This window comes from Alkalihalophilus lindianensis (assembly GCF_032843265.1).
GTDB lineage: Bacteria > Bacillota > Bacilli > Bacillales > Bacillaceae_D > Alkalihalophilus > Alkalihalophilus lindianensis.
Map to the genome: position 1 here is coordinate 686,464 of NZ_JAWJBA010000001.1, position 20,445 is coordinate 706,908.

Consider the following 20,445-nt stretch of genomic DNA (forward strand, 5'->3'; position numbering starts at 1 on the left):
TTGTATAAGATAAGGTTACGATTAATTGAGGTGTAAAATGAACGATCGCTTTATTGTAGTAGATGTTGAAACAACAGGTCATTCAGTAGCAAAGGGTGATCGGATCATTCAAATTGGTGCGGTAATCATCGAAAATGGGGAAATCGTGGAACGGTTTGCATCTTTTGTAAATCCTAATGTCGATATACCACCTTTTATTGAAGAACTAACGGGCATAACGAATGATATGGTACAAAAAGCTCCGACATTTAAAGAATTATGCCCTGAACTTCTTCCGTTATTCGATAATGTCGGATTCATTGCGCATAATGTACCGTTTGATTTCTCTTTTTTGAAAAAACAATTCGATTTAGAGGGCTATCAAATGCCTAAAATGAATTGCTACGATACGGTAGAACTTTCACGATTGCTTTTACCGAAAGAAGAAAGTTTTAAATTAGGTCACTTAGCATGGCAATTAGGACTCAGCCATGACCGTCCGCATCAAGCTGATAGTGATGCAGAAGTAACAGCTGAACTTTTTCTACATTTATTGAATAAACTGGAGCAACTACCCATATTGACCTTACAACAACTCATTCCGATTGTGAGGCATTTCAGAAGCAAGTTAGAACCGATGATTTCTTCCTTTATTGCCACTAAACTGTTACATGGGACTGAAGATGAAGAAAAATTTGATTGTTATCGTCAATTAGCTCTGAAAAAAAGGAATGAAAGTGTTGAGGAGACATCCTCTGATAAACCAGTCACATTCAAAGATTATAGGAATGATCTTTTAAGTGAAAAAAAAGGCCTAAACGAAGCTTTTAAGAAATATGAAGCAAGAGAAGGTCAGGTCGAGATGATGGATGAAGTCGATCATGCTTTTCACGAAAATGAGCATATATTAATTGAAGCAGGGACGGGTACTGGTAAGTCTGTAGCCTATTTACTACCTGCAGCTATGTATGCCCAAGAGGTAAATAAGCCGGTCGTGATCTCTACACAAACGATTCCCCTGCAAGATCAATTACTTCAACGAGATCTACCACTACTTCAAAAGCTTTTGCCTTTTCCTGTAACAATTGCTTTATTAAAGGGAAGAAGTCATTATCTATGTTTACGCAAATTTGAACAGGCACTTGAAACGGTAGCAGACGATACGTATGATGTACGGTTAATGAAGGCGCAAATTTTAGTATGGTTAACAGAGACTGATCATGGCGATGTAGAAGAACTTAATTTGTCTTCAGGCAATCGTGGATTTTGGTTTGATGTTCAAAGCGATTCAAAGTCTGATTTAGGGAAGAACAGCCCTTGGTTCTCTCGTTGTTTCTATCACCGCGCTAGAAGGCGAGCTAGAGTTGCTCATCTTGTCATTACGAACCATGCTTTATTGTTAACAGACTTAGTTCGCGAACAACAGATACTCCCTGCCTATTCACACGCGGTTATAGATGAGGCGCATCATCTTGTTGAAGCTGCTAGTGACCATTTAGGAATGAATACAGATTTTGTGACGTTCTCTTATCTATTACAGAGGATTGGTCTCGATAAAGATTATGGTTTATTTCCGCATTTTGAACGTTTAATAAACGAGTATAAGGTTGGGAATTCTCACCTGGTTAGTGAGGCAGTATCGCATTTACAAGTAATGAAAGAAGAGCTTGATGAGCTTTTTCGAATGTTAAATAATTATGTTGCTGATAAAAGTAAAACAGTCGCTTCTGATGTAGGGCGAATAAGTTATCGTTATCAAAGTTTTGATGAGTCAGGCAGTATATGGAACGCAATATTAGAATGTACAATGCGCGTTCACATGTTTATGAAAGATATCACAAAGAGTCTTCGTACGATTATTCATCAATTTGGGGAAGTGAAGGATTCAATAAGTTATGGTGATCACGGTATTCTTACTGATGCAGAACGACTATTAGAGGCATTAGCTGATGAGGAACAAACTCTTTATGAATTACTTCTTGAAGCAGATCCTGATTTTGTCTATTGGATTGAAATTGAACCACGTGGAGCTAAAAATGCTACTTTCATCTATAGTAAGCCTATACAAGTTGCTGAAAGACTGGCCGACGATTTCTTTGCAAAGAAAAAAAGTGTCATTCTAACTTCAGCAACATTATCAATAAATGGTTCTTTCGATTACCAGTTAGAAAAGCTTGGACTTTTTGATTTTGGAACGCGAGTATGTACGATCGCTTCTCCATTCTCTTATCAGGAGCAAGCCAAGTTGTTAATTCCCACTGATATGCCTAGTATTAAAGATGTCTCAGATAAACAATTTGCCATGGATGCAGCTATTAAGGTGTGGAGAATTGCCGAGCGAAAGCGTGGTAAAATGCTTGTACTATTCACGTCCTATGAGATGCTTAAAATGGTGTATGAATATATTCGGGATTTAAGTGAAATGGAACCCATGCCACTTATAGGTCAAGGGATAACAAGTGGCTCTCGAGCTAAATTAATTAAAAGTTTTAAGCAAGCAGAAGAGGCTATACTTTTTGGAACAAGTAGTTTTTGGGAAGGGATTGACCTGCCTGGAGATGAACTTACTAGCTTAGTGATTGTGAGACTGCCTTTTTCTCCTCCTGACCAACCACTTTTACAAGCTCAGCTGCAGCGAGCTAAGGATGAGGGTAAGAATCCATTTATGGATGTTTCACTTCCTCAAGCGATTATTCGCTTTAAGCAAGGGTTTGGCCGTCTCATTCGGACAAAGGAAGATAGAGGTTGTGTATTCGTGTTAGATCGTCGCATTTCTACAACGAGGTATGGTAGTGGGTTTATTAAATCATTGCCGGATGTACCAGTACATGAAGACAAACTCGAAGTTTTATTAGATCTTTATGAGGATTACTTATAAGCATTTAAAGAGGGCACATATCGAATCTCGTTTTATCGCATACTAGTCTAAAAGCTTAATTCTTTAGTTCAGAATGAATCAAGTTGGAGGGTGTACTAGATGCGAATAACAGCATTTTTATTCGTGAGATTTAGTTTGATTATGCTTTTATGGGTGATATGGAACCCTCTTATAGGGTTTGCTTCACAACATGTCGAACTCGGTAAAGTTCTCGAAGGGGCAAGTGGAGAAGTTTCTGTATTGTTTTTAGATTTACCAGAAGGTGAGTCGATTTTGCTGCATACAGCTGATAAACACAGTATATTAGTGGGGACGGGTACGAAAGGCTCTTTTGAAGAACTCAAGGAAAGGTTAGATTGTTTGGCGATTACTTCATTAGACCAAGTTATTCTACCTAACTTAGAGGATTCATATAGTGGGGCAACTCAACTTCTCATAGATGATATTGAAGTTAAACAATTGATTGTTGCCGAACAAGGGTTAAAATGGTCACAAGAACTATTTTCAAGCTCTTCAACTGAGGTGATAAGTTGGAGTGAGGAAACGGACTATCAATTACATCCTGATCTTCATTTTTCAGTCTTAAAAAGTAGTCACTCCATCGTCCCGTCTTTAAATATGGATGTTAAAATTGGCATTGATCATCGTTTGTTCTTAGCTAATGAAGCTTCAAAAGAACTTGAACACAATTGGATGGAGAAAGACCTTTCAACAGTAAATGTATTAAAAGTGGCAGAATACGGAAAGGCAAGGGGCACAGATGTTGAGTTTTTAGAGGCACTCGACCCCGAAGTAGCTGTTATTTTTAATCTACATGACCATATCCCTAGCTCTAGCGTGTTAGAGAGGTTACAGGAGACGTGGATAGATACGTATGAAACAAAGCAACATGGAACGATTATGATTAAAGTTCGTGATAATGATTATGATCTTTTTACCATTCGCTTTTAACAAAGGGTGAAACCAACAAGGTAGGTGAGCATATGTCTACATTGCTACATACAGTATCAATGTTAACGGGGGAAGATGTTAGGTGGATTGATGAGGGATATGTTATTTTTGATGAGGGGAAATTTCTGAAAATCGCTAGTGGCAAACCGATGGATTCAGAGTTAGAACAAGCGGATCATGTAATAGATGGTACTGGCAAGTGGTTATTTCCTGGTTTTGTAAATACACATGGGCATGCAGGTATGAGCTTGTTACGTGGATATTCAGATGATCTTCCTCTTGACCGCTGGTTGCAGGAAAAAATGTGGCCTTTTGAAGCGAAACTTGATAAAGCTTCGGTTAAAGCAGCTCGTAACCTTGCTATGGTAGAGATGATTCGTTCAGGTACGACCACCTTTTTAGAGATGTACCATCTATTTATGAACGAATTTGCTGAAGATATTGATCGCGTTGGACTTAGAGCTACATTAATGAGGTCCATGATTGGGCTATGTTCAGAAGATGAGCAAGTAGAAAAATTAAAAGAAGCTACTGATTTTGCAAAAACTTGGCATAATCAAGCAGGTTCAAGAATAAAAACAATGCTAGCCCCACATGCACCTTATACTTGCCCTCCTACATTTATTGAGCGAATTGTAGAAGAGGCGATTCACTTAGATGTGCCCATACATATGCATTTAGCTGAAACGAGAAAAGAAGTACGAGAACATATTCAACAATACCATCTACACCCCCTAGAACATTTAGAAAAAATGGGTGTGCTTGAAGAAGCCAGGTGGGTGTTTGCACATGGTGTTCACTTAAATGAAGAACATATTGACCTCTTAGGGCGCTATCAATTAGCCATTAGTCACAATCCGATCAGTAATTTAAAATTAGGTTCAGGTGTCGCACCTATTTCTAGAATGCTTCAAAAAGGAGTGAAAGTTGGAATTGGTACAGATAGTGTAGCCTCTAACAATACGCTTGATATGATTGAAGAGATGAGAATGGCTGCCTTTATCCACAAAGGTATAGAGGAAGACCCTATTTTAATTCCAGTTGAAACTGCCATTGAAATGGCTACCAAGAGCGGAGCAGATATCCTTGAACATGATCATGTAGGCATGATTAAAGAAGGGTATGAAGCAGACTTTATCCTATTGGATGCATCTGCTGCACATCTCCAACCAAAAGCACATCCGTTATCTCATTTGGTCTATGCTGCTAAGGGTTCAGACGTTACAGATATGTATGTTAAAGGACAGGCGCTAATGAGAAATAAAGAACTGTTGACGTTGGATGAAGAAAAAATTAAGTACGATGCCAATCAAGAATTTCGACGGATTCAATCCTTAATCTAAAAAGTCCTGCACCATAATGGGCAGGATCTTGTTGAGGTGTGAACTAAAAATAATAATAGTATTTTTGATTTAATATCTTAAGCTTGTTCTTTTGACGAAGGATCCTTTTCAAAATAAGCAGGGAATTTAGTTTGACGGATCGAAATGGGAAACAATTGATGCCAATCATGTCCACTGCGGCCAACAAAAGATATGGTTTCCTTCTGTTCTTGAAACAAAGAGGCGGTCTTTGATGTGTGATGCATCATCCATTCGCCTCCTTTCTTTAGCTTACTTTTAGTATGGCTTATAAGAAAGATGATATGACTAGAAAAACTTGAGCAAATAGGATTTGATTTGTGAAAATGGAGGAGAAAAAAATGGATCAAAAAATGGAAGTTCTATCTACGGTAAGAGTACAAAAAGCGAGTGATTTGTATAAAATTGTGGACACATTAAATCGAACACTAAAAGAACAAGATTTAATGTTTGGCTTATCAATGGATGAAAAAAACGAAGAGCAAATGGTTTTTACGATTTACAGAACATAGGTGGGAATTAAATGAAGAAAATTATTATCACGATTTTGACTGTTTTATGTATCGTCATTGCAGGTACAAGTGCATACGCCTATCATATTATTCGCGAGCCACTTGTTGAAAATTATACAGAGGCTTCTAATTTCGTTACAAGCAATGAGTTGTTACAGTCCATTGATAGTGTCCACTATTATCATGGGACTACAGCTCATTATGTTGTGAAAGGTTTAGATGAAGATGGTGATGAAGCGATCGTATGGGTTAAAGATGACTTTGAAACGGTCAATTATCGTAAAGCGTCAGATGGAATCACTTATGAACAAGCGCTTTCTATTGCAGAACGCGCACTAGGTGAGAGTCAAATTGAACAAATTCGCTTAGGCTTTACACGAGGGATCCCGGTATACGAAGTGATGTATAATGATGCCAATCAGCGAAAGGGATATTATTATTTAACGTTTGACGAAGGTACTTTTATAAAGCGTTATAGTATTCGAAATGTAACTGACTAAAAAAATTGCATAAATCGTTTGTCTTTTCAGAATCTACACTTGATTCATCTTAGAGGACACTCTATAGTATTAGATAGTCATGATAAGGGAGTTGACAATTTAGACATGAAATTAGCACAAAGAGTATCTGCATTAACCCCATCCTCAACATTAGCGATTACTGCAAAAGCGAAAGAGTTAAAAGAACAAGGTCATGATGTTATCGGTCTTGGTGCAGGCGAACCTGATTTTAATACGCCGCAATATATTATTGACGCTGCAGTGCGCTCTATGGAAGAAGGACACACGAAGTATACGCCATCTGGTGGTTTACCTGCATTAAAAAACGCAATTATTGATAAGTTTAAATCTGATCAAGACTTAACGTATGAGGCAAATGAAATCATTGTTGGCACAGGCGCCAAACACATCTTATACACGTTATTTCAAGCATTGTTAGATGAAAATGATGAAGTGATTATTCCTACGCCATATTGGGTTAGTTATCCTGAGCAAGTTAAATTAGCTGGTGGAGTACCTGTTTATGTAGAAGGACTCGAAAGCAATGAGTTTAAAATTACAGCAGAACAATTAGAGGCTGTCTTAACAGAGAAAACAAAAGCTGTGATCTTGAACTCTCCAAGTAATCCAACTGGTTCTCTCTATACAAAAGAAGAGCTTAAAGAACTCGGGGACGTCTGCCTAAAACATGATGTACTTATCGTTTCCGATGAAATTTATGAAAAGCTTGTATATGGTGATGTGATACATACATCGATAGCTGAAGTTTCACCTGAACTAAAAAATCAAACAGTCGTGGTAAACGGGGTTTCTAAATCTCATTCTATGACTGGGTGGAGAATTGGTTATGCTGCAGGTCCTAGTGAGCTTATAAAAGCGATGACCAACCTTGCTAGTCATAGTACGTCAAATCCTACGACAAGTGCACAATATGGGGCAATTGCAGCATATAGAGAAGATGATGGTTCAGTTGAGAATATGCGTGTAGCATTCGAAGACCGTTTAAATAAAGTATATGAAAAGTTAATTGCTATTCCAGGTGTTTCATGTGTGAAACCTAAAGGAGCATTCTACTTATTCCCTAATGTAAGTGAAGCGGCCAAATTAAATGGATACGATGATGTAGATTCTTGGGTGAAAGATTTATTAGCTGAAGAAAAAGTTGCGTTAGTACCAGGTTCTGGTTTTGGAGCTCCACATAATGTTCGTTTATCATATGCAACCTCTCTTGATGCGCTTCTGAGTGCACTAGAGAGAATTGAACGCTTCGTTCGTAAAAAAACAAAGTAATCATCACAACCAATTAAGCCCTTGCTCATTCAAACATAGCAAGGGTTTTACCTTGTTTTAGAATAATAAGTTCCACAAGACGTTGACTTCAATTTTCTGAGAAGGGTATAATGAGGACTGATATACATAGCTTTTGTAAGTGATGGAGGGAATAATGTGAAAACAACAATTGCCAAGGTGGGAAATTATGTCGAGCAAGAAGTGAAAATTGGTGCTTGGCTAGCTAATAAACGTTCAAGTGGTAAAATTGCTTTTCTACAATTACGTGATGGTACAGGCTTTATCCAAGGAGTAGTTGTAAAGGCAGAAGTTGGAGAAGAGGTATTCCAAGGTGCTAAAAATGTAACGCAAGAGAGCTCGCTTTATGTTACAGGTGTAGTTCGTGCAGATGATCGTGCGCCTTCAGGGTATGAGCTCACTGTTACTAAAGTAGAAGTTCTTCATGAAGCAACGGATTATCCAATTACACCTAAGGAGCATGGTACGGAGTTTTTAATGGACCATCGTCATCTTTGGTTACGCTCAAAACGCCAGCATGCTGTTATGAAAGTTCGTAATGAAATCATTCGTGCAACATATGAATTTTTCAATGATAATGATTTTGTGAAAGTCGATCCACCTATTTTAACGGGCAGTGCTCCTGAAGGCACGACTGAATTATTTGCTACAAAATATTTTGATGAGGATGCTTACTTATCTCAAAGTGGTCAACTTTATATGGAAGCAGCTGCGATGGCTCTTGGACGCGTATTTTCATTCGGACCTACTTTTAGAGCAGAAAAGTCTAAAACGCGTCGTCATTTAATTGAGTTTTGGATGATTGAACCAGAAATGGCTTTCGTTGAATTTGAAGAAAGTCTTGAGATACAAGAACAATACGTTTCATACATCGCAAAATCAGTGCTAGAAAATTGCCAGCTTGAGCTTAAAACATTAGGCAGAGATACAGAGAAGCTTAAAAAAGTACAAGCTCCTTTCCCACGTATCTCATATGATGATGCGATTGAATTCTTACATGAAAAAGGATTTGATGACATTAAGTGGGGTGATGACTTTGGTGCACCTCATGAAACAGCTATTGCCGAACATTATGATAAGCCGGTATTCATTACGCATTATCCTACATCATTAAAACCTTTCTACATGCAGCCGGATTCGAATCGTGATGATGTTGTATTATGTGCGGATTTGATTGCTCCAGAAGGATATGGTGAGATCATTGGAGGATCAGAGCGTATTCATTCTTACGAGTTGTTAGAACAACGCATTAAAGAACATAATTTATCACTCGATACGTATAATTGGTATTTAGATCTGCGTAAATATGGTTCAGTCCCACATTCAGGATTTGGTCTTGGCCTAGAACGTACAGTGGCTTGGTTATCTGGAGTTGAACACGTGCGTGAATCGATTCCATTCCCACGTCTTCTAAATCGTTTATATCCTTAATACGTATGGTGAAGCCTCCAAATTTGGGGGCTTTTTTAGTTTTTATATTCTAACAATTTCATGTGTAGAACAAAGACAATTGTTAGAGGCTAAGAAGTGTAAAAGACAACGACTTCGAAGTGGATGCATGTTATAATAGCGGGCAGAGGTGTTTTTATGAATCAGAAATTATTACTTCAATGGATCAGCCAAAAACAAGTGGTAGTACCCGTTTTTTTAATTGAAAATTATGCAAAACTTGGGCTCAATGAACAAGATTTTGCCTGTGTATTGCAGGTTCAATCATTTATTGAGCAAGGCGAACCATTTCCTACTCCAGATCGTTTAAGCGAGAGAATGAGCTTGACGACAAGTGAATGTGCGGCTCTTATGGGCGGCCTCGTGAAAAAAGGATATTTATCATTAGATAAACAATGGGACCAACATGGAATACTATATGAATATTATTCTCTTGACCCACTTTGGGAAAAATTGTGTTCGTTTATTCAGTCCGAGGAAACAAAAGGGGTTGAAAAAGAGGAAGAAGAGAATGCAGCCAATTTATATCAAATGTTTGAAAGTGAATTCTCGCGTCCATTATCACCAATTGAAGCAGAAACGTTATCAATGTGGATTGACCAAGACCATCACTCTCCTGAGCTCATTATAGGTGCACTTCGCGAAGCAGTTGTTTCAGGAAAGTTGAACTTTAGATATATCGATCGGATTTTGTTTGAATGGAAGCGGAATGGTATCAAAACAATCGCACAAGCAAAAGCCCACGGTGAAAAATTTAGAAAGCACCAACAACCACGAAAACAAGAGAAAGAACGTGTACGGTCAGACTCTTATCCAAGTTTTAATTGGCTGCAGAAATAACGAAGAAATGGAGAAAGAACGTGTTATCTAAAAAACAAACAATTGAAGTATTAGATGTTATCGCCGAAATGTATCCTAACGCTGAATGTGAACTTACACATTCAAACCCCTTTGAATTGTTAATTGCCGTTGTTCTTTCAGCTCAATGTACCGACGCTCTTGTAAACAAGGTCACTCCAGGTTTATTTGAGAAGTACAAAAAACCAGAAGATTATATCGCAGCTCCTCTTGAGGAGTTAGAGCAAGATATTCGTTCAATCGGATTATTTCGCAGTAAAGCAAAAAACATAAAAAAATTATCACAGTCGTTAATTGAGCAATACAATGGAGAAGTACCACATGAGCGAGATGAATTGGTCAAACTGGCTGGTGTAGGGCGGAAAACAGCTAATGTGGTGACCTCTGTTGCTTTTGGAGTACCAGCTATTGCTGTAGATACTCATGTAGAGAGGGTCTCAAAAAGGTTAGGTATTTGCAGGTGGAAAGATAATGTTCGAGAAGTCGAGGAAACCCTAATGAAAAAAATCCCTGTAGACCTATGGTCTGACTCTCATCACAGGCTTATCTTTTTTGGACGTTATCACTGCAAGGCACAGTCGCCTCGATGTGAAACTTGTCCATTACTTGAGAGGTGTAGAGAAGGGAAGAAAAGATTGAAAGCAAAAGGACTTCTCTAATGCAACTCACTATACGAGAAGGTTTTAAAATGGCTCCTTTTTATGAATCAGATACAGTAGAAATAAAAGCAGAACAATCATATGGCGAACGATTGCGCTCAGTCTGTTTTTATTATGATATTACAAAAGAATGTTATCCTTGGAAAGAGCCCGAGGTATATTTACCACCATTATTCTCTGTTTGGAAAGAGACAGAAAAGGAATTAATTCCTCTCTTTCGAAGCAGAAAAACAATGCAGGTTACATCGAATATGATTCGGATGACGGCATTATGCATCGATGCTCTTTTTTGGATGAATAAAAAAGAATTGATAGAACTTTATGATTTAGCTACTCAAACCGACTCATTAGGGTTAAAACCTGCTAATATAAAGGAAAGGATTATGTTTATTTTAACTAAGCCAAATTCCTATCATAGCTTCACTCAGCTACGAATGTTAATGCAAGAAATTGAAAAATGTTATGCGAGAAGTAAAGTGATCCAAAGAAAGTGACGGTGTCCAGTTAGCGACGCCTCACACACAGAACGTTCAGAATACATAAAAAGTAAGGGATTACATCGAGTGGGGGAAACGATATGAAAGTAGATGTAAAACAACCTGTATTTACAGAAACAGAAGCACTCAGGCAAAAGATGATTCGAGAAAAAGAGATGGATGATCGCTTTGAAGTTGCTTTTTGTGGGCATTTTTCTGCAGGTAAATCAACGATTCTTAATAAGTTATTAGGGGCAGAAGTATTACCTACTAGTCCCATTCCAACAAGTGCAAACATTATTGGAATAAAGAATGGTGAGTTAGGTTTACATGTTGAGCGAATCGATGAGACCGAAAAAGAATGGAATGGTGAGATTCCATGGGAGCGTGTTAGAGAATGGGGAATGAATGGATCCGATATTTCTAAAATGACGATCTATGCTCCTTTGCCATTTATGCACCCTTCAAGTGTTGTATATGACACCCCTGGGGTAGATTCTACAGACCCTACTCATCAGGCAGTGACGATGGAAGCTCTGTACACGACAGACTTAATCGTCTATGTAATGGATTATAATCATATTCAATCAGAAACAAACTTGTATTTTCTAAAGCAGTTATCTGATGAAAATAAGCCGCTTTACATTGTGATAAACCAAGTTGATAAACATGACGAAGAGGAGCTATCTTTTGAGTCCTTTAAGCAATCAGTGTTAGACGGGTTCAATGAGTGGGGTATTCGTCCATTAGATCTTTACTTCACCAGTATGAAAGTCCATCAACATCCTCTTAATCAATTTGATGCATTTAAACAGAGAATCAAAGCGATTCTTCATTACAGTCATGAATTAATGATGACATCTAAAAAACGTTTAAATGAAAGCTTTTATTTAAGTGTTGCTCAAAGGCTTGAAGAAGAAAAGCAAGACGAGATTGAGGAAGTGCTAGATACTTTAAGTGAGAATGGCTTTAATAAAGAAGACTTGAAACAAAAAGAGAAGGCTCAAAAAGAGTTAGTAGAAAATGAGCGTCTTGAACTATCTATTCATGAAAGCTTTGATGAAAATTGGAACCACTTAACGAAAGATGTCACCATTTTTCCTTATGAAACAACCGAGCTAACGCGGGAATGGTTAGAGTCCATGCAGCCCAATTTTAGAGTAGGGTTATTATTTACTAAGAAAAAAACAGAAGAAGAACGTGAGATGCGTCTGAAAAAGCTCATAGCTAGTACACAAGATAAATTGAAAAGTCAACTTGAATTTCATATCCATCGCTTGTTTGAGAAGTATGACCGTACTCATTTATCAAATCGAGAAGAATTCGAACAAGCGATTTCACAGCTCCATGTTGAAGTTAAACGAGATGATTTTGTCAAAGCCGTTACTGCTTCACATTTTGATCGAGATTATGTTTTTACCTTTACGAAAGATCGAACGGCTTACTTCATTAAAGAGCTAAGAAAGCAAGCTGAAGGAGTAGTAGACCTATATATAATTGGTCTCAGCAAGCATGTTGAGACGAAAAAAAAATCCTTATCAAATCAACTAAAACGATATCAAGAAATCGAAGTATATACGTTGAAAATAGAAGAAATTGAAGAGAATTATAATAAAGAAAAAGAGAACATCCATCAAATTGCTACTGATTTTAATGATAAAGGGCGGTTTGAAACCCAATTAGATGGAATGGCAAACAGAGAGGTCCCAGAAGATGTAGATCAATCTGTTTTTAGTCAAGTAGAACTACCGAAAGAAAGTGTCATTGAAACAACTTGGGAAGAAGAAAAAGAAAGTAAGCGTGACGTTTTCAATGATAAAGAAGCAAAGGATTGGCTCGATCAGCTCGTGAATGTTATGAATACAAATCAAACTCCAATGAGCTTGGATCATGAAAAAAATAAGTTGATTGAGCGAATTAATCGTTACAATGATCGTTCTTTTATCATTTCATTATTTGGCGCATTCAGTGCCGGGAAATCAAGCTTTGCAAATGCTTTATTAGGTGATTCAATATTACCTGTGTCTCCACATCCAACGACGGCCACTGTTACGACGGTAAAGCGTTCAGATGATGCTCATCCTCATCTGAGTGCAAGAGTAGAGCTTAAATCACGAGAACAATTGGATCAAGAAATCAAATCAGTTGCAAAACATTTAGATGAGAATATAACCATCACTGACTTAAAAAAATGGAGACCAAAAGATACTCTTCAAGCCACTAGTTGGCAAAGGACCTATGTATCATATTTACTAACATTAAAAGAAAGCTTAAAAACAACAGAATGGGAATTAGGGGAAGAGTTATCGGTCAATCACGAAACATTGGCTCAATATGTAGCTGATGAACAGTATGCTTGTTTAATTGATCATGTGACAATTTATTTTGATTGTCCACTCACCCTTGAAGGAATTGTTTTAGTCGATACCCCAGGAGTTAACTCTATTCATGGGCGACATACGAATGTAGCATTTACTCAGTTGAGAGAATCTGATGCGATCTTTTATGTGACGTATTATAACCATGCATTCTCAAAATCTGATCAACATTTCCTAACTCAAATGGCTAAAGTAAACGATCGATTTACTCACGATAAATTATATTTCATTTTAAATGCAGCAGACTTAGCGAGCAGTCCAGCTGAATTAAACGGGGTTAAAAAGCATATCAATGATCAGCTATTAAATATTGGGATAGAGAAGCCACGTCTTTATCCGCTTTCAAGTAAAAAAGGATTGGCAGCTAAGGAAAGTGAAACCAAACATGATGAGATGTTTAGTCGATTTGAGGACGCTTTTTACACAGAGACCGTACAGGAATTAAAGCAATTAAGTTTCTCTTTAATTCAAGAAGAGGTAAAAACCTATCTTAATCAATTACAAGAGGCGATTGATTTTGTTGATGCAAAAGAGGATGTACGAAAAAAGAAACAAGCACAGAGAAAAGAACAAGTAGATAAGTGGAAGAATCATATTTTAGAGGTTGAACCGGTATCAGCAAAACGAAGAACTGCTCAAGAAATAACTGAACTATTTCTTTATTTACGGGAACGCGTTCAGTACGTTTTAAATGATCAGTATACAGACGCGATTAATGTGACCACTGTTACGGGAAAAACAAAGAAGGTTCAGCAGCAAACGTTTGTAGCAGCGATCAAAGAATGGAGAAATTCAGGTGAATATTTCTTATCACAGGAATTAGAAGCGACGATTCTTCGTGTTGAAACATCGATGAAGCTATCGTTAGTAAGCTGGATGAGAGAAATGGAAGAGTCAATACGTGGGGATTTTCAAAGTTTTTTATTAGATCTTGAAGAACTTAATGTTTCCTTTAATCATGAACGACAACATCATATTTTTACTTTAGATCCTACATCTTATTTATCGTCCCTATCCACTCTCAAGAGCTTTTTTGAAGAGGGAGGCACTCGTCAACTAAAAGATCAATTAGTGAATGACGGAACGACTTTGGCAAAAGACTATTTACTAAAGCTAGAGGCTGAAATAAATAGGGAAAGCGCATTGATCTTTGATGATGTAGAAAGCGAAATGAAACAGCAGATCGTAAAAGGGTTAGATCGAGAATTTGAGCGATTAACGATGATCATGACGGATGATGAAAAAGAAGCGATTGAAAAGGAATACAAGAGCCTTAAAGCTTTCATCCAATAATAAAAAGAGGTGCGCCATGGCGCACCCTCTTTTTATTCATCTTCCTCTTCTCTAGTCGAGCTGGTATTGGTTTCAGCTTCAGCAGAATCGTTTGGTTCTTCTGGTGCTGTAGGTTCTTCTTCGGTATCAGTTTCATCATTATTTTCGTTACCGTTACCATTACCATTACCATTTCCATTGTTGCCATTACCGTTATTTCCATTGTTATCGGTGTTATCATTATTGTTGTTATCATTTTCTTGCTCGGTTTCGTCTTCATTTTCTACTTCAGGTTCTTCTGTTTCTTCTTCAATTTCTTCTTCAATTTCTTCTTCCTCGATTGGTTCTTCAATTTCTTCTTCTTCCTCACCAATAGTTACCTCAGCGCTTGCAGGGTCACTGCGTAAGCTTGAGTTGTCATTTGACACTGCAGTAGCTATAAAGCGATAAGTTGAACCAGGCTCAATATCCGTTAAGATATATTGCATATCGGATCCTTCTGCTACTGTTTGAGGACTTGATCCATTCACACTTAACTGCAATTCAAACGTAACAGCAGAACGCTGATTACTTGGATAATCCCAACTTACAATGACTTGATTAGATGATTCATCGTAACCAGCCGTCATATTAGATGGAGCTTGTAACTGGATAAACTCCTCTGACACACGTGATGGTTCATTTCCACGTACAAACAACTCTTCGACAATTTCACTTCGTGGAGTGAATTCACTTGGCAGTAGGCCAGTTGAACGTTCAACTCCAACTTTTACCACAGAGTTAGGCATGGTGAAGTCTGGCGTTTCAACGCCACGTGATACTTCCTCCATAACTGCTTTAAAGATCTGTTGTGAAAGACGACGCTCTTCAGCAGCCTGAAGATAGTTCCCCTCATCATTTCTTCTAAATCCAGACCATACTGCAGCAGTGTAATTCGTTGTATATCCTGCAAACCACACATCAGGTACCCCGTCGGTTGGGATATTGTATTGCTCACGAGTTTCTTGAGCGAAGTTTGTTGTACCTGTTTTACCAGCTACAGGTAGACCAGGAATATGGGCTGCTGTTCCGGTACCATCAGTCATGACACTTTTCAACATATCCGTGACCATATATGCTGTATAATCACTCATCGCTGTTGTCGGCTCAGGTGCAGTGTTCATTTCACGGCCATCTGGGAAAACGATTTTACGTACCGTATGAGGTTTATTAAACGTTCCATTATTACCAAATGCTGCATAAGCCCCAGCAAGTTCTAACGTAGAAAACCCGGTATCAAAACCACCTAAGCCATATGATTCAGGCATTGGGTCTTTATCAATTGGAATGCCTAACCCTTGCGCGAAATTAGCTGCACGGTCGACGCCAACTTCCTGAAGGGCTTTAACAGCGGGGACATTTCTTGATCGAGCTAGAGCACGGCGCATCGACATCGCACCTTCATATGTCCCACCAAAGTTTCTAAAGGGAGTTCCATTACTATAAGTATGTTCTTCATCCACTAAGACTTTGGCCGTTGACCATTGAAGGTATTCAATCGCCGGACCAAAGTCAAGAATCGGTTTAATCGTCGATCCCGGTTGTCTCTTTATTCCAGTTGCATAATTTGTACCTCGTTGGATGCCAGTGTCTTCTAAGCCGCTTCCGATCGCTCGAATTTCACCGGTCTTCGTATCCATTAACGTCACACCGGCTTGAAAGTCTTCATTATCTGGAAAATTGGATATGAATTGATCAGATTGTAATACTTGTTCGACATGTTCTTGTGCCTCTACATCAAGTGTTGTGTAGACTCTTAACCCAGAGTGATATAAATCACTAATGGACACGCCTTCCATCTCTTCGATTTCTTGCATGATTTGATTGTAAAACGCTTCGTACGTGTATGATTCTCTATCCTCAGAAGGATTCAATTGATCTTCAATTGGAATTGCTTTTGCTTCTTCAGCTTCTTCACTTGATATTTTTCCATGTTGCTCCATTAAGGAAAGGACTAAGTTACGACGACTCTCCGCAGCATCAGGATTGTGAAGTGGATCATAGAAGCTCGGTCGACGTGGAATCCCTGCTAAAAGGGCCGCATCTGCAAGAGATAAGTCTTGAACGGACTTGCTGAAGTAACTCTGAGAAGCTGCCTCAACACCCCAGCCACCTGAGCCTAAATAAATTTGGTTCATATACATCTCAAGAATTTGGTCTTTAGAGTAATTTTGTTCTAATTTGATGGCTAAATATTGCTCTTGAACTTTACGTGTTAATTGTTTCTGCTCATTTAAAAATAAGTTCTTTACAAGCTGTTGGGTGATGGTACTAGCTCCTTCAGCACCGAAGCCGCCGGTTATGTTTGCAGCAAGAGCCCCAAACATACGTCTGACATCAACCCCGAAGTGCTCATGAAAACGAATATCTTCAACGGCAATAAATGCATCCTCTAATACTTGCGGAGCATCTTGAATACTAATCGTAATTCGTCGTTCAGACGAGTCTAATTGAGATACAACATCATCATTTTTATCATGAATGATTACAGCTTGAGATAACTTCAATCGTTCTTCATCTAATGGTGGGGCCCCTTGAATCATTACAAAGGCTGTAACACCTCCTGCAATAACGGCTAACACTCCAAGAGTAACGAGTGTTAGGAGAATCTTTTTAAAGATTCCTTTTCTCGATCCCTTTGTTTTTTTGGTTTGTTGACGATTTTGACGACGACCAGTTCGTGTGTTTTGTTCTTCTGACATCGTAATCTTCCTTTCTTAACATCGGCTACTTATTATTCTGAGAAGTAGGCGTGCTGTACAATAGGTAAGTAATCTATTCGTGGCTGATATCCTATTTTAATCAAATGTCCATATTTTTCAACATCAGACTTTCGAATCGATTTTCTCGAATGTTTCATGTCCTCATAGAAAGAAATCAAATAACTTGCATCAAGTAAATAGACTTCATCTGTTGTTGTAAAACGTAATAGGACAAAACAAATCCCATCTTGTCTTAAGACTTCTTTCATGTGTTTTACTTGGTGGTCGTGAAAATTGTTTAATGGGAAGGAAGTCTTATTTTTTGTTTCTTTTGCTTCAAAATCTACATAACGTCCTTTATAAACACCATTATAGTCGGTTGTAGATGCTTGTTTAAAGTACGCTTCTTTTATAACTGCTGCACTTCGTTGTGGGTAATCTACTTGTACAATTTGAACAGGTGTCGGCTTTTTATGGATCACCGCAAGACCTTGTTCGACATACCATTCATTTGTAGTGTTTATATCCTCCTCTAATGTCATTCCTCGATTGCTGTAGGTAATCTGATTTGGCTTTTTTGTTTGATTTTTTTTTACAGTTGAAGTCTCAAATCGTTTTCCGTTAGGATAGCGAATCGTCATCTTCATCACAACCTTTTTTAAATCATCTCTCACTTTCATGCATGGAATGTAAAAAATGTTAGAAACTAAGAATTAGATTCCATCACACAATCTTACCACATCTCTTGTTAAAGTGGGTAGATAGTAATTTTGAGAAGTGTGTGACAAATGAAAGTAGGTTAACGATGAATCATCTTTCAGTTACAGAAACTCAAATACAAAAAATAAAGCGAATGACGATGAAAAATAATCTTGATAATATTTCAAGAACGAAGGCATATGAACGTTTTTACAAAAGAAATCCTGAAATTCGTTGGGCTCTGCTCGCTGGTATCGTCTCACGAAATGCGGGTTGGAATATGACTGATCTAGAAAGCACTTGGTTTAAAGAAATTCTTGAGCCAAGTACAAGAGCCACGATCTTTGCGATGTACGAACGTTCTAATTGGCTTATCTTTCAAGATGCATACCCACAACTACTACTATATGAATGGAAGAAAAAAAATCAACTAGTAGAATTTGAACAATTAAAGGCATTAAATGTCTCAAGCTTCATGCAGAAAGAGTGGCAAGTATTTTGGGATAAAAGAGATGAAATCCGTTTGTGTACAGCGCTTATAATTAATGAACAGCAACTACTTGAAAAAGAAGTGATGAGTAGGAAAACATATTCAAAAAAGATCTTTCACACTTTACGATATCAATTAGAAGAACATGCACACTTTAGTTATGTTTTGTTACCGACATTGGAGGGCTCTGTTTATGGTCAGTATGTCCGGAATTTTGCCAATGTAGGCCAAAGAATTAAGCTTGGTAAACGATTAGCTATGTTGCTGTTCCATCCAACTATTCACACAGACATTCTAGATTTTATGTATTCGATCGAACATACAGGTTCAAGAAGGGATTATGAACGGATTTGTAAAATGGAGTCGCAAAATTCAAGTCCAATTCTTAGATGGACCTACCCAATCTTTTCTCACCCTCCAGCTAAAGGGATCGACTGGTCTACTAATCATAAAGGTGTGACGTCTTTCTTTCGGCGGGTAAAGGAAAAAAAGCCTAAAGAGATTAGAAGGTGGGTACATAAAAAGAGAGTAGAGCTCTATTGGTTGTATAAGCTCAGCCGATTATAAGACGAAAAGCCGAGATGGCAACCATCTCGGCTTTTCGTCTTATAAAGTCATTCAGCAGGACGGTTTGGCCCGCCTAATTTCTTGTCACCTGTGTATTGAGAATCCTTTTGATTATCTCTTTGCTGGTTCGGGTTTGTTTGTGCTTGTTTTTTGTTCGTTTTATTATCCATGTTCTATCCCTCCTTATACTTAGTATGGCTATTGAAATGAAAATACATGTATAAGAGGCAAGCATTCCTGATAATTCGTCAAAAAGTCATCGATTTGTAGAATAAGTGTAATTAGAGGCTTTCTTTGACGAATGCATTCTAGTTTTGTCAGGTAGCAGGAAATGAGCATGGTCAGTAGCGAAACGTTTCTTTAGAAAACATTACGGGAGGGACGTCTTATGGAAATGACGATGAAGACAAAAGAGGTTTCAGAACAATTAGGTGTAAACCCTACTACGATTCAACGTTGGATGAAGTTTTTTGAAATTGGTTGTGATACAAATGAGCATGGTCATTATTTTTTCTCAGATGAACATGTTGTCGTATTAAAATCAATCCAAGAACAGCTGCAAGAAGGGAAAAAAATGAAAGAAGTTGATCTATCTCAGTTTTCATCCTTGGTCAATAAGCGTCCTAATTCTTCAGTGAAAAAGGAGAAGGTCTCAGCTGCCGCCTATGATGAGAAGCTTGATCAAGTGATGAGACGTGTTGAAGACTTAGAGATGCAATTATCACAAAAAGCAGATGAAGTGGTGAGCTATCAACTTTTAAAACATCGCTCAGAAATTGAGAATATGATGAAAATGCTCCAAAAACTAGAGGCGAGATTAGATCAGATGGAGGAAAAAGTTCACGATCCATTTAGGGACGAAACAGAACTACCAATAGCTGCAGGAGCAGAACCTAAGCGTAAGTGGAGGTCTTTTAAGCAGATGTTTTCCTTTTAAATCCCCTTACTCATTTGCTATGATAAGGATGAGGTGAGGGATATGAATAAAGATGAACGGAAGTTAGAAGAATTAACAGAAGAACTTCTTCATTTAAATAGTGAAGCTGAATCCTATTATTTAAATCAGGTTCGTAAAGAAGGATATGAACCTGATTTTTTTGGTGTAGTTAAACCCTTTGCCGATCGAGTGAAGATCGTCTCGGATGAATGGAAACCTTTAGCTGAACAATTCGTACTGAACGTTAAACCAAGCCATTTATACCCGATTCAAATTGGCCATACACATGATAACCTTGAGGTCGTTGCGATCAAATCTTTTTATCCTAAAACGGGATTAAAGAAACAAATTGAAACATTTAAGTCTGTAGCCTTTGTCCTTCATCAGTTAAGAGATGAATTAAAGGCTTTTCAAGAGGAGGTTGAGTAAG

General features: G+C 38.0%; 18 protein-coding genes. 14 read left to right on the forward strand and 4 right to left on the reverse strand.

Annotated elements, in window-relative coordinates; translation table 11 throughout:
* Positions 1–37: 37 nt before the first annotated feature.
* The 3 genes from dinG (at position 38) to RYX56_RS03820 (ending at position 5,151) form a co-directional block, all read left to right on the forward strand.
* Positions 38–2,857, forward strand: coding sequence for an ATP-dependent DNA helicase DinG (gene dinG / locus RYX56_RS03810; protein ID WP_317120804.1), 2,820 nt, complete (start codon positions 38–40; stop codon positions 2,855–2,857).
* 99 nt (positions 2,858–2,956) lie between these two features.
* Positions 2,957–3,808 carry a ComEC/Rec2 family competence protein gene (locus tag RYX56_RS03815; protein WP_317120805.1) on the forward strand — a complete coding sequence of 284 codons (852 nt, stop codon included), beginning with the start codon at positions 2,957–2,959 and terminating at the stop codon, positions 3,806–3,808.
* A gap of 32 nt (positions 3,809–3,840) precedes the next feature.
* Positions 3,841–5,151: an amidohydrolase gene (locus tag RYX56_RS03820; protein WP_317120806.1), complete on the forward strand. Its 1,311-nt coding sequence runs from the start codon at positions 3,841–3,843 to the stop codon at positions 5,149–5,151.
* A 77-nt stretch (positions 5,152–5,228) separates the two neighbouring features.
* Here RYX56_RS03820 and RYX56_RS03825 read toward each other — a convergent pair whose 3' ends face one another.
* Entirely contained in the window at positions 5,229–5,399 is a 171-nt protein-coding gene (locus tag RYX56_RS03825) for a hypothetical protein (protein WP_317120807.1), read from the reverse strand.
* A gap of 111 nt (positions 5,400–5,510) precedes the next feature.
* Here RYX56_RS03825 and RYX56_RS03830 point away from each other — a divergent pair, with 111 nt between their 5' ends.
* The 8 genes from RYX56_RS03830 to RYX56_RS03865 all read left to right on the forward strand — a co-directional run bounded on the left by RYX56_RS03830 (position 5,511) and on the right by RYX56_RS03865 (position 14,602).
* Positions 5,511–5,681 (forward strand): YpmA family protein, encoded by a 171-nt coding sequence (locus tag RYX56_RS03830; RefSeq protein WP_317120808.1) that lies wholly within the window; start codon positions 5,511–5,513, stop codon positions 5,679–5,681.
* Between the two features lie 11 nt (positions 5,682–5,692).
* Positions 5,693–6,181, forward strand: a complete 489-nt coding sequence (locus tag RYX56_RS03835; protein WP_317120809.1) for a cell wall elongation regulator TseB-like domain-containing protein — start codon at positions 5,693–5,695, stop codon at positions 6,179–6,181.
* 105 nt (positions 6,182–6,286) lie between these two features.
* The gene (locus tag RYX56_RS03840; protein ID WP_317120810.1) at positions 6,287–7,471 is read left to right on the forward strand and encodes a pyridoxal phosphate-dependent aminotransferase; all 1,185 of its coding nucleotides are present in this window, start codon (positions 6,287–6,289) and stop codon (positions 7,469–7,471) included.
* Positions 7,472–7,627: 156 nt separating this feature from the next.
* A complete protein-coding gene (asnS, locus tag RYX56_RS03845) occupies positions 7,628–8,920 on the forward strand; it encodes an asparagine--tRNA ligase (protein WP_317120811.1) in 1,293 nt (430 codons plus the stop codon).
* Between the two features lie 156 nt (positions 8,921–9,076).
* Positions 9,077–9,778 carry a DnaD domain-containing protein gene (locus RYX56_RS03850; RefSeq protein ID WP_317120812.1) on the forward strand — a complete coding sequence of 234 codons (702 nt, stop codon included), beginning with the start codon at positions 9,077–9,079 and terminating at the stop codon, positions 9,776–9,778.
* Positions 9,779–9,798: 20 nt separating this feature from the next.
* A complete protein-coding gene (gene nth, locus RYX56_RS03855; protein WP_317120813.1) occupies positions 9,799–10,455 on the forward strand; it encodes an endonuclease III in 657 nt (218 codons plus the stop codon).
* Positions 10,456–10,484: 29 nt separating this feature from the next.
* On the forward strand, positions 10,485–10,949 hold the full coding sequence (locus RYX56_RS03860) for a YpoC family protein (protein WP_317120814.1): 465 nt from the start codon (positions 10,485–10,487) through the stop codon (positions 10,947–10,949).
* Between the two features lie 83 nt (positions 10,950–11,032).
* The gene (locus RYX56_RS03865) at positions 11,033–14,602 is read left to right on the forward strand and encodes a dynamin family protein (protein ID WP_317120815.1); all 3,570 of its coding nucleotides are present in this window, start codon (positions 11,033–11,035) and stop codon (positions 14,600–14,602) included.
* 32 nt (positions 14,603–14,634) lie between these two features.
* On the opposite strand, the gene RYX56_RS03870 is transcribed toward RYX56_RS03865, so the two are convergent.
* Both RYX56_RS03870 and recU read right to left on the reverse strand, forming a co-directional pair.
* A complete protein-coding gene (locus RYX56_RS03870; protein WP_317120816.1) occupies positions 14,635–17,322 on the reverse strand; it encodes a PBP1A family penicillin-binding protein in 2,688 nt (895 codons plus the stop codon).
* A 32-nt stretch (positions 17,323–17,354) separates the two neighbouring features.
* Complete coding sequence (recU, locus tag RYX56_RS03875) at positions 17,355–17,963, reverse strand: Holliday junction resolvase RecU (protein WP_317120817.1); 609 nt, start codon at positions 17,961–17,963, stop codon at positions 17,355–17,357.
* A 164-nt stretch (positions 17,964–18,127) separates the two neighbouring features.
* Here recU and RYX56_RS03880 point away from each other — a divergent pair, with 164 nt between their 5' ends.
* Positions 18,128–19,078, forward strand: a complete 951-nt coding sequence (locus RYX56_RS03880) for a DUF2515 family protein (RefSeq protein WP_317120818.1) — start codon at positions 18,128–18,130, stop codon at positions 19,076–19,078.
* A 47-nt stretch (positions 19,079–19,125) separates the two neighbouring features.
* Here the strand turns inward: RYX56_RS03880 and RYX56_RS03885 are convergent, their stop codons facing one another.
* Positions 19,126–19,248: a hypothetical protein gene (locus tag RYX56_RS03885; protein WP_317120819.1), complete on the reverse strand. Its 123-nt coding sequence runs from the start codon at positions 19,246–19,248 to the stop codon at positions 19,126–19,128.
* 218 nt (positions 19,249–19,466) lie between these two features.
* Here RYX56_RS03885 and racA point away from each other — a divergent pair, with 218 nt between their 5' ends.
* Together racA and RYX56_RS03895 are read left to right on the forward strand one after the other, a co-directional pair.
* Positions 19,467–20,015 carry a chromosome-anchoring protein RacA gene (gene racA / locus RYX56_RS03890; protein ID WP_317120820.1) on the forward strand — a complete coding sequence of 183 codons (549 nt, stop codon included), beginning with the start codon at positions 19,467–19,469 and terminating at the stop codon, positions 20,013–20,015.
* Positions 20,016–20,057: 42 nt separating this feature from the next.
* On the forward strand, positions 20,058–20,444 hold the full coding sequence (locus tag RYX56_RS03895; protein ID WP_317120821.1) for a YppE family protein: 387 nt from the start codon (positions 20,058–20,060) through the stop codon (positions 20,442–20,444).
* Position 20,445 lies beyond the last annotated feature (1 nt).

Excerpts from the sequence above, each read along its gene's own strand:
- dinG (WP_317120804.1), top strand. The coding sequence starts at position 38 with ATGAACGATCGCTTTATTGTAGTAGATGTTGAAACAACAGGTCATTCA.
- RYX56_RS03815 (WP_317120805.1), top strand. The coding sequence starts at position 2,957 with ATGCGAATAACAGCATTTTTATTCGTGAGATTTAGTTTGATTATGCTT.
- RYX56_RS03820 (WP_317120806.1), top strand. The coding sequence starts at position 3,841 with ATGTCTACATTGCTACATACAGTATCAATGTTAACGGGGGAAGATGTT.
- RYX56_RS03825 (WP_317120807.1), bottom strand. The coding sequence starts at position 5,399 with ATGATGCATCACACATCAAAGACCGCCTCTTTGTTTCAAGAACAGAAG.
- RYX56_RS03830 (WP_317120808.1), top strand. The coding sequence starts at position 5,511 with ATGGATCAAAAAATGGAAGTTCTATCTACGGTAAGAGTACAAAAAGCG.
- RYX56_RS03835 (WP_317120809.1), top strand. The coding sequence starts at position 5,693 with ATGAAGAAAATTATTATCACGATTTTGACTGTTTTATGTATCGTCATT.
- RYX56_RS03840 (WP_317120810.1), top strand. The coding sequence starts at position 6,287 with ATGAAATTAGCACAAAGAGTATCTGCATTAACCCCATCCTCAACATTA.
- RYX56_RS03850 (WP_317120812.1), top strand. The coding sequence starts at position 9,077 with ATGAATCAGAAATTATTACTTCAATGGATCAGCCAAAAACAAGTGGTA.
- RYX56_RS03860 (WP_317120814.1), top strand. The coding sequence starts at position 10,485 with ATGGCTCCTTTTTATGAATCAGATACAGTAGAAATAAAAGCAGAACAA.
- RYX56_RS03865 (WP_317120815.1), top strand. The coding sequence starts at position 11,033 with ATGAAAGTAGATGTAAAACAACCTGTATTTACAGAAACAGAAGCACTC.
- RYX56_RS03870 (WP_317120816.1), bottom strand. The coding sequence starts at position 17,322 with ATGTCAGAAGAACAAAACACACGAACTGGTCGTCGTCAAAATCGTCAA.
- recU (WP_317120817.1), bottom strand. The coding sequence starts at position 17,963 with ATGACGATTCGCTATCCTAACGGAAAACGATTTGAGACTTCAACTGTA.
- RYX56_RS03880 (WP_317120818.1), top strand. The coding sequence starts at position 18,128 with ATGAATCATCTTTCAGTTACAGAAACTCAAATACAAAAAATAAAGCGA.
- RYX56_RS03885 (WP_317120819.1), bottom strand. The coding sequence starts at position 19,248 with ATGGATAATAAAACGAACAAAAAACAAGCACAAACAAACCCGAACCAG.
- racA (WP_317120820.1), top strand. The coding sequence starts at position 19,467 with ATGGAAATGACGATGAAGACAAAAGAGGTTTCAGAACAATTAGGTGTA.
- RYX56_RS03895 (WP_317120821.1), top strand. The coding sequence starts at position 20,058 with ATGAATAAAGATGAACGGAAGTTAGAAGAATTAACAGAAGAACTTCTT.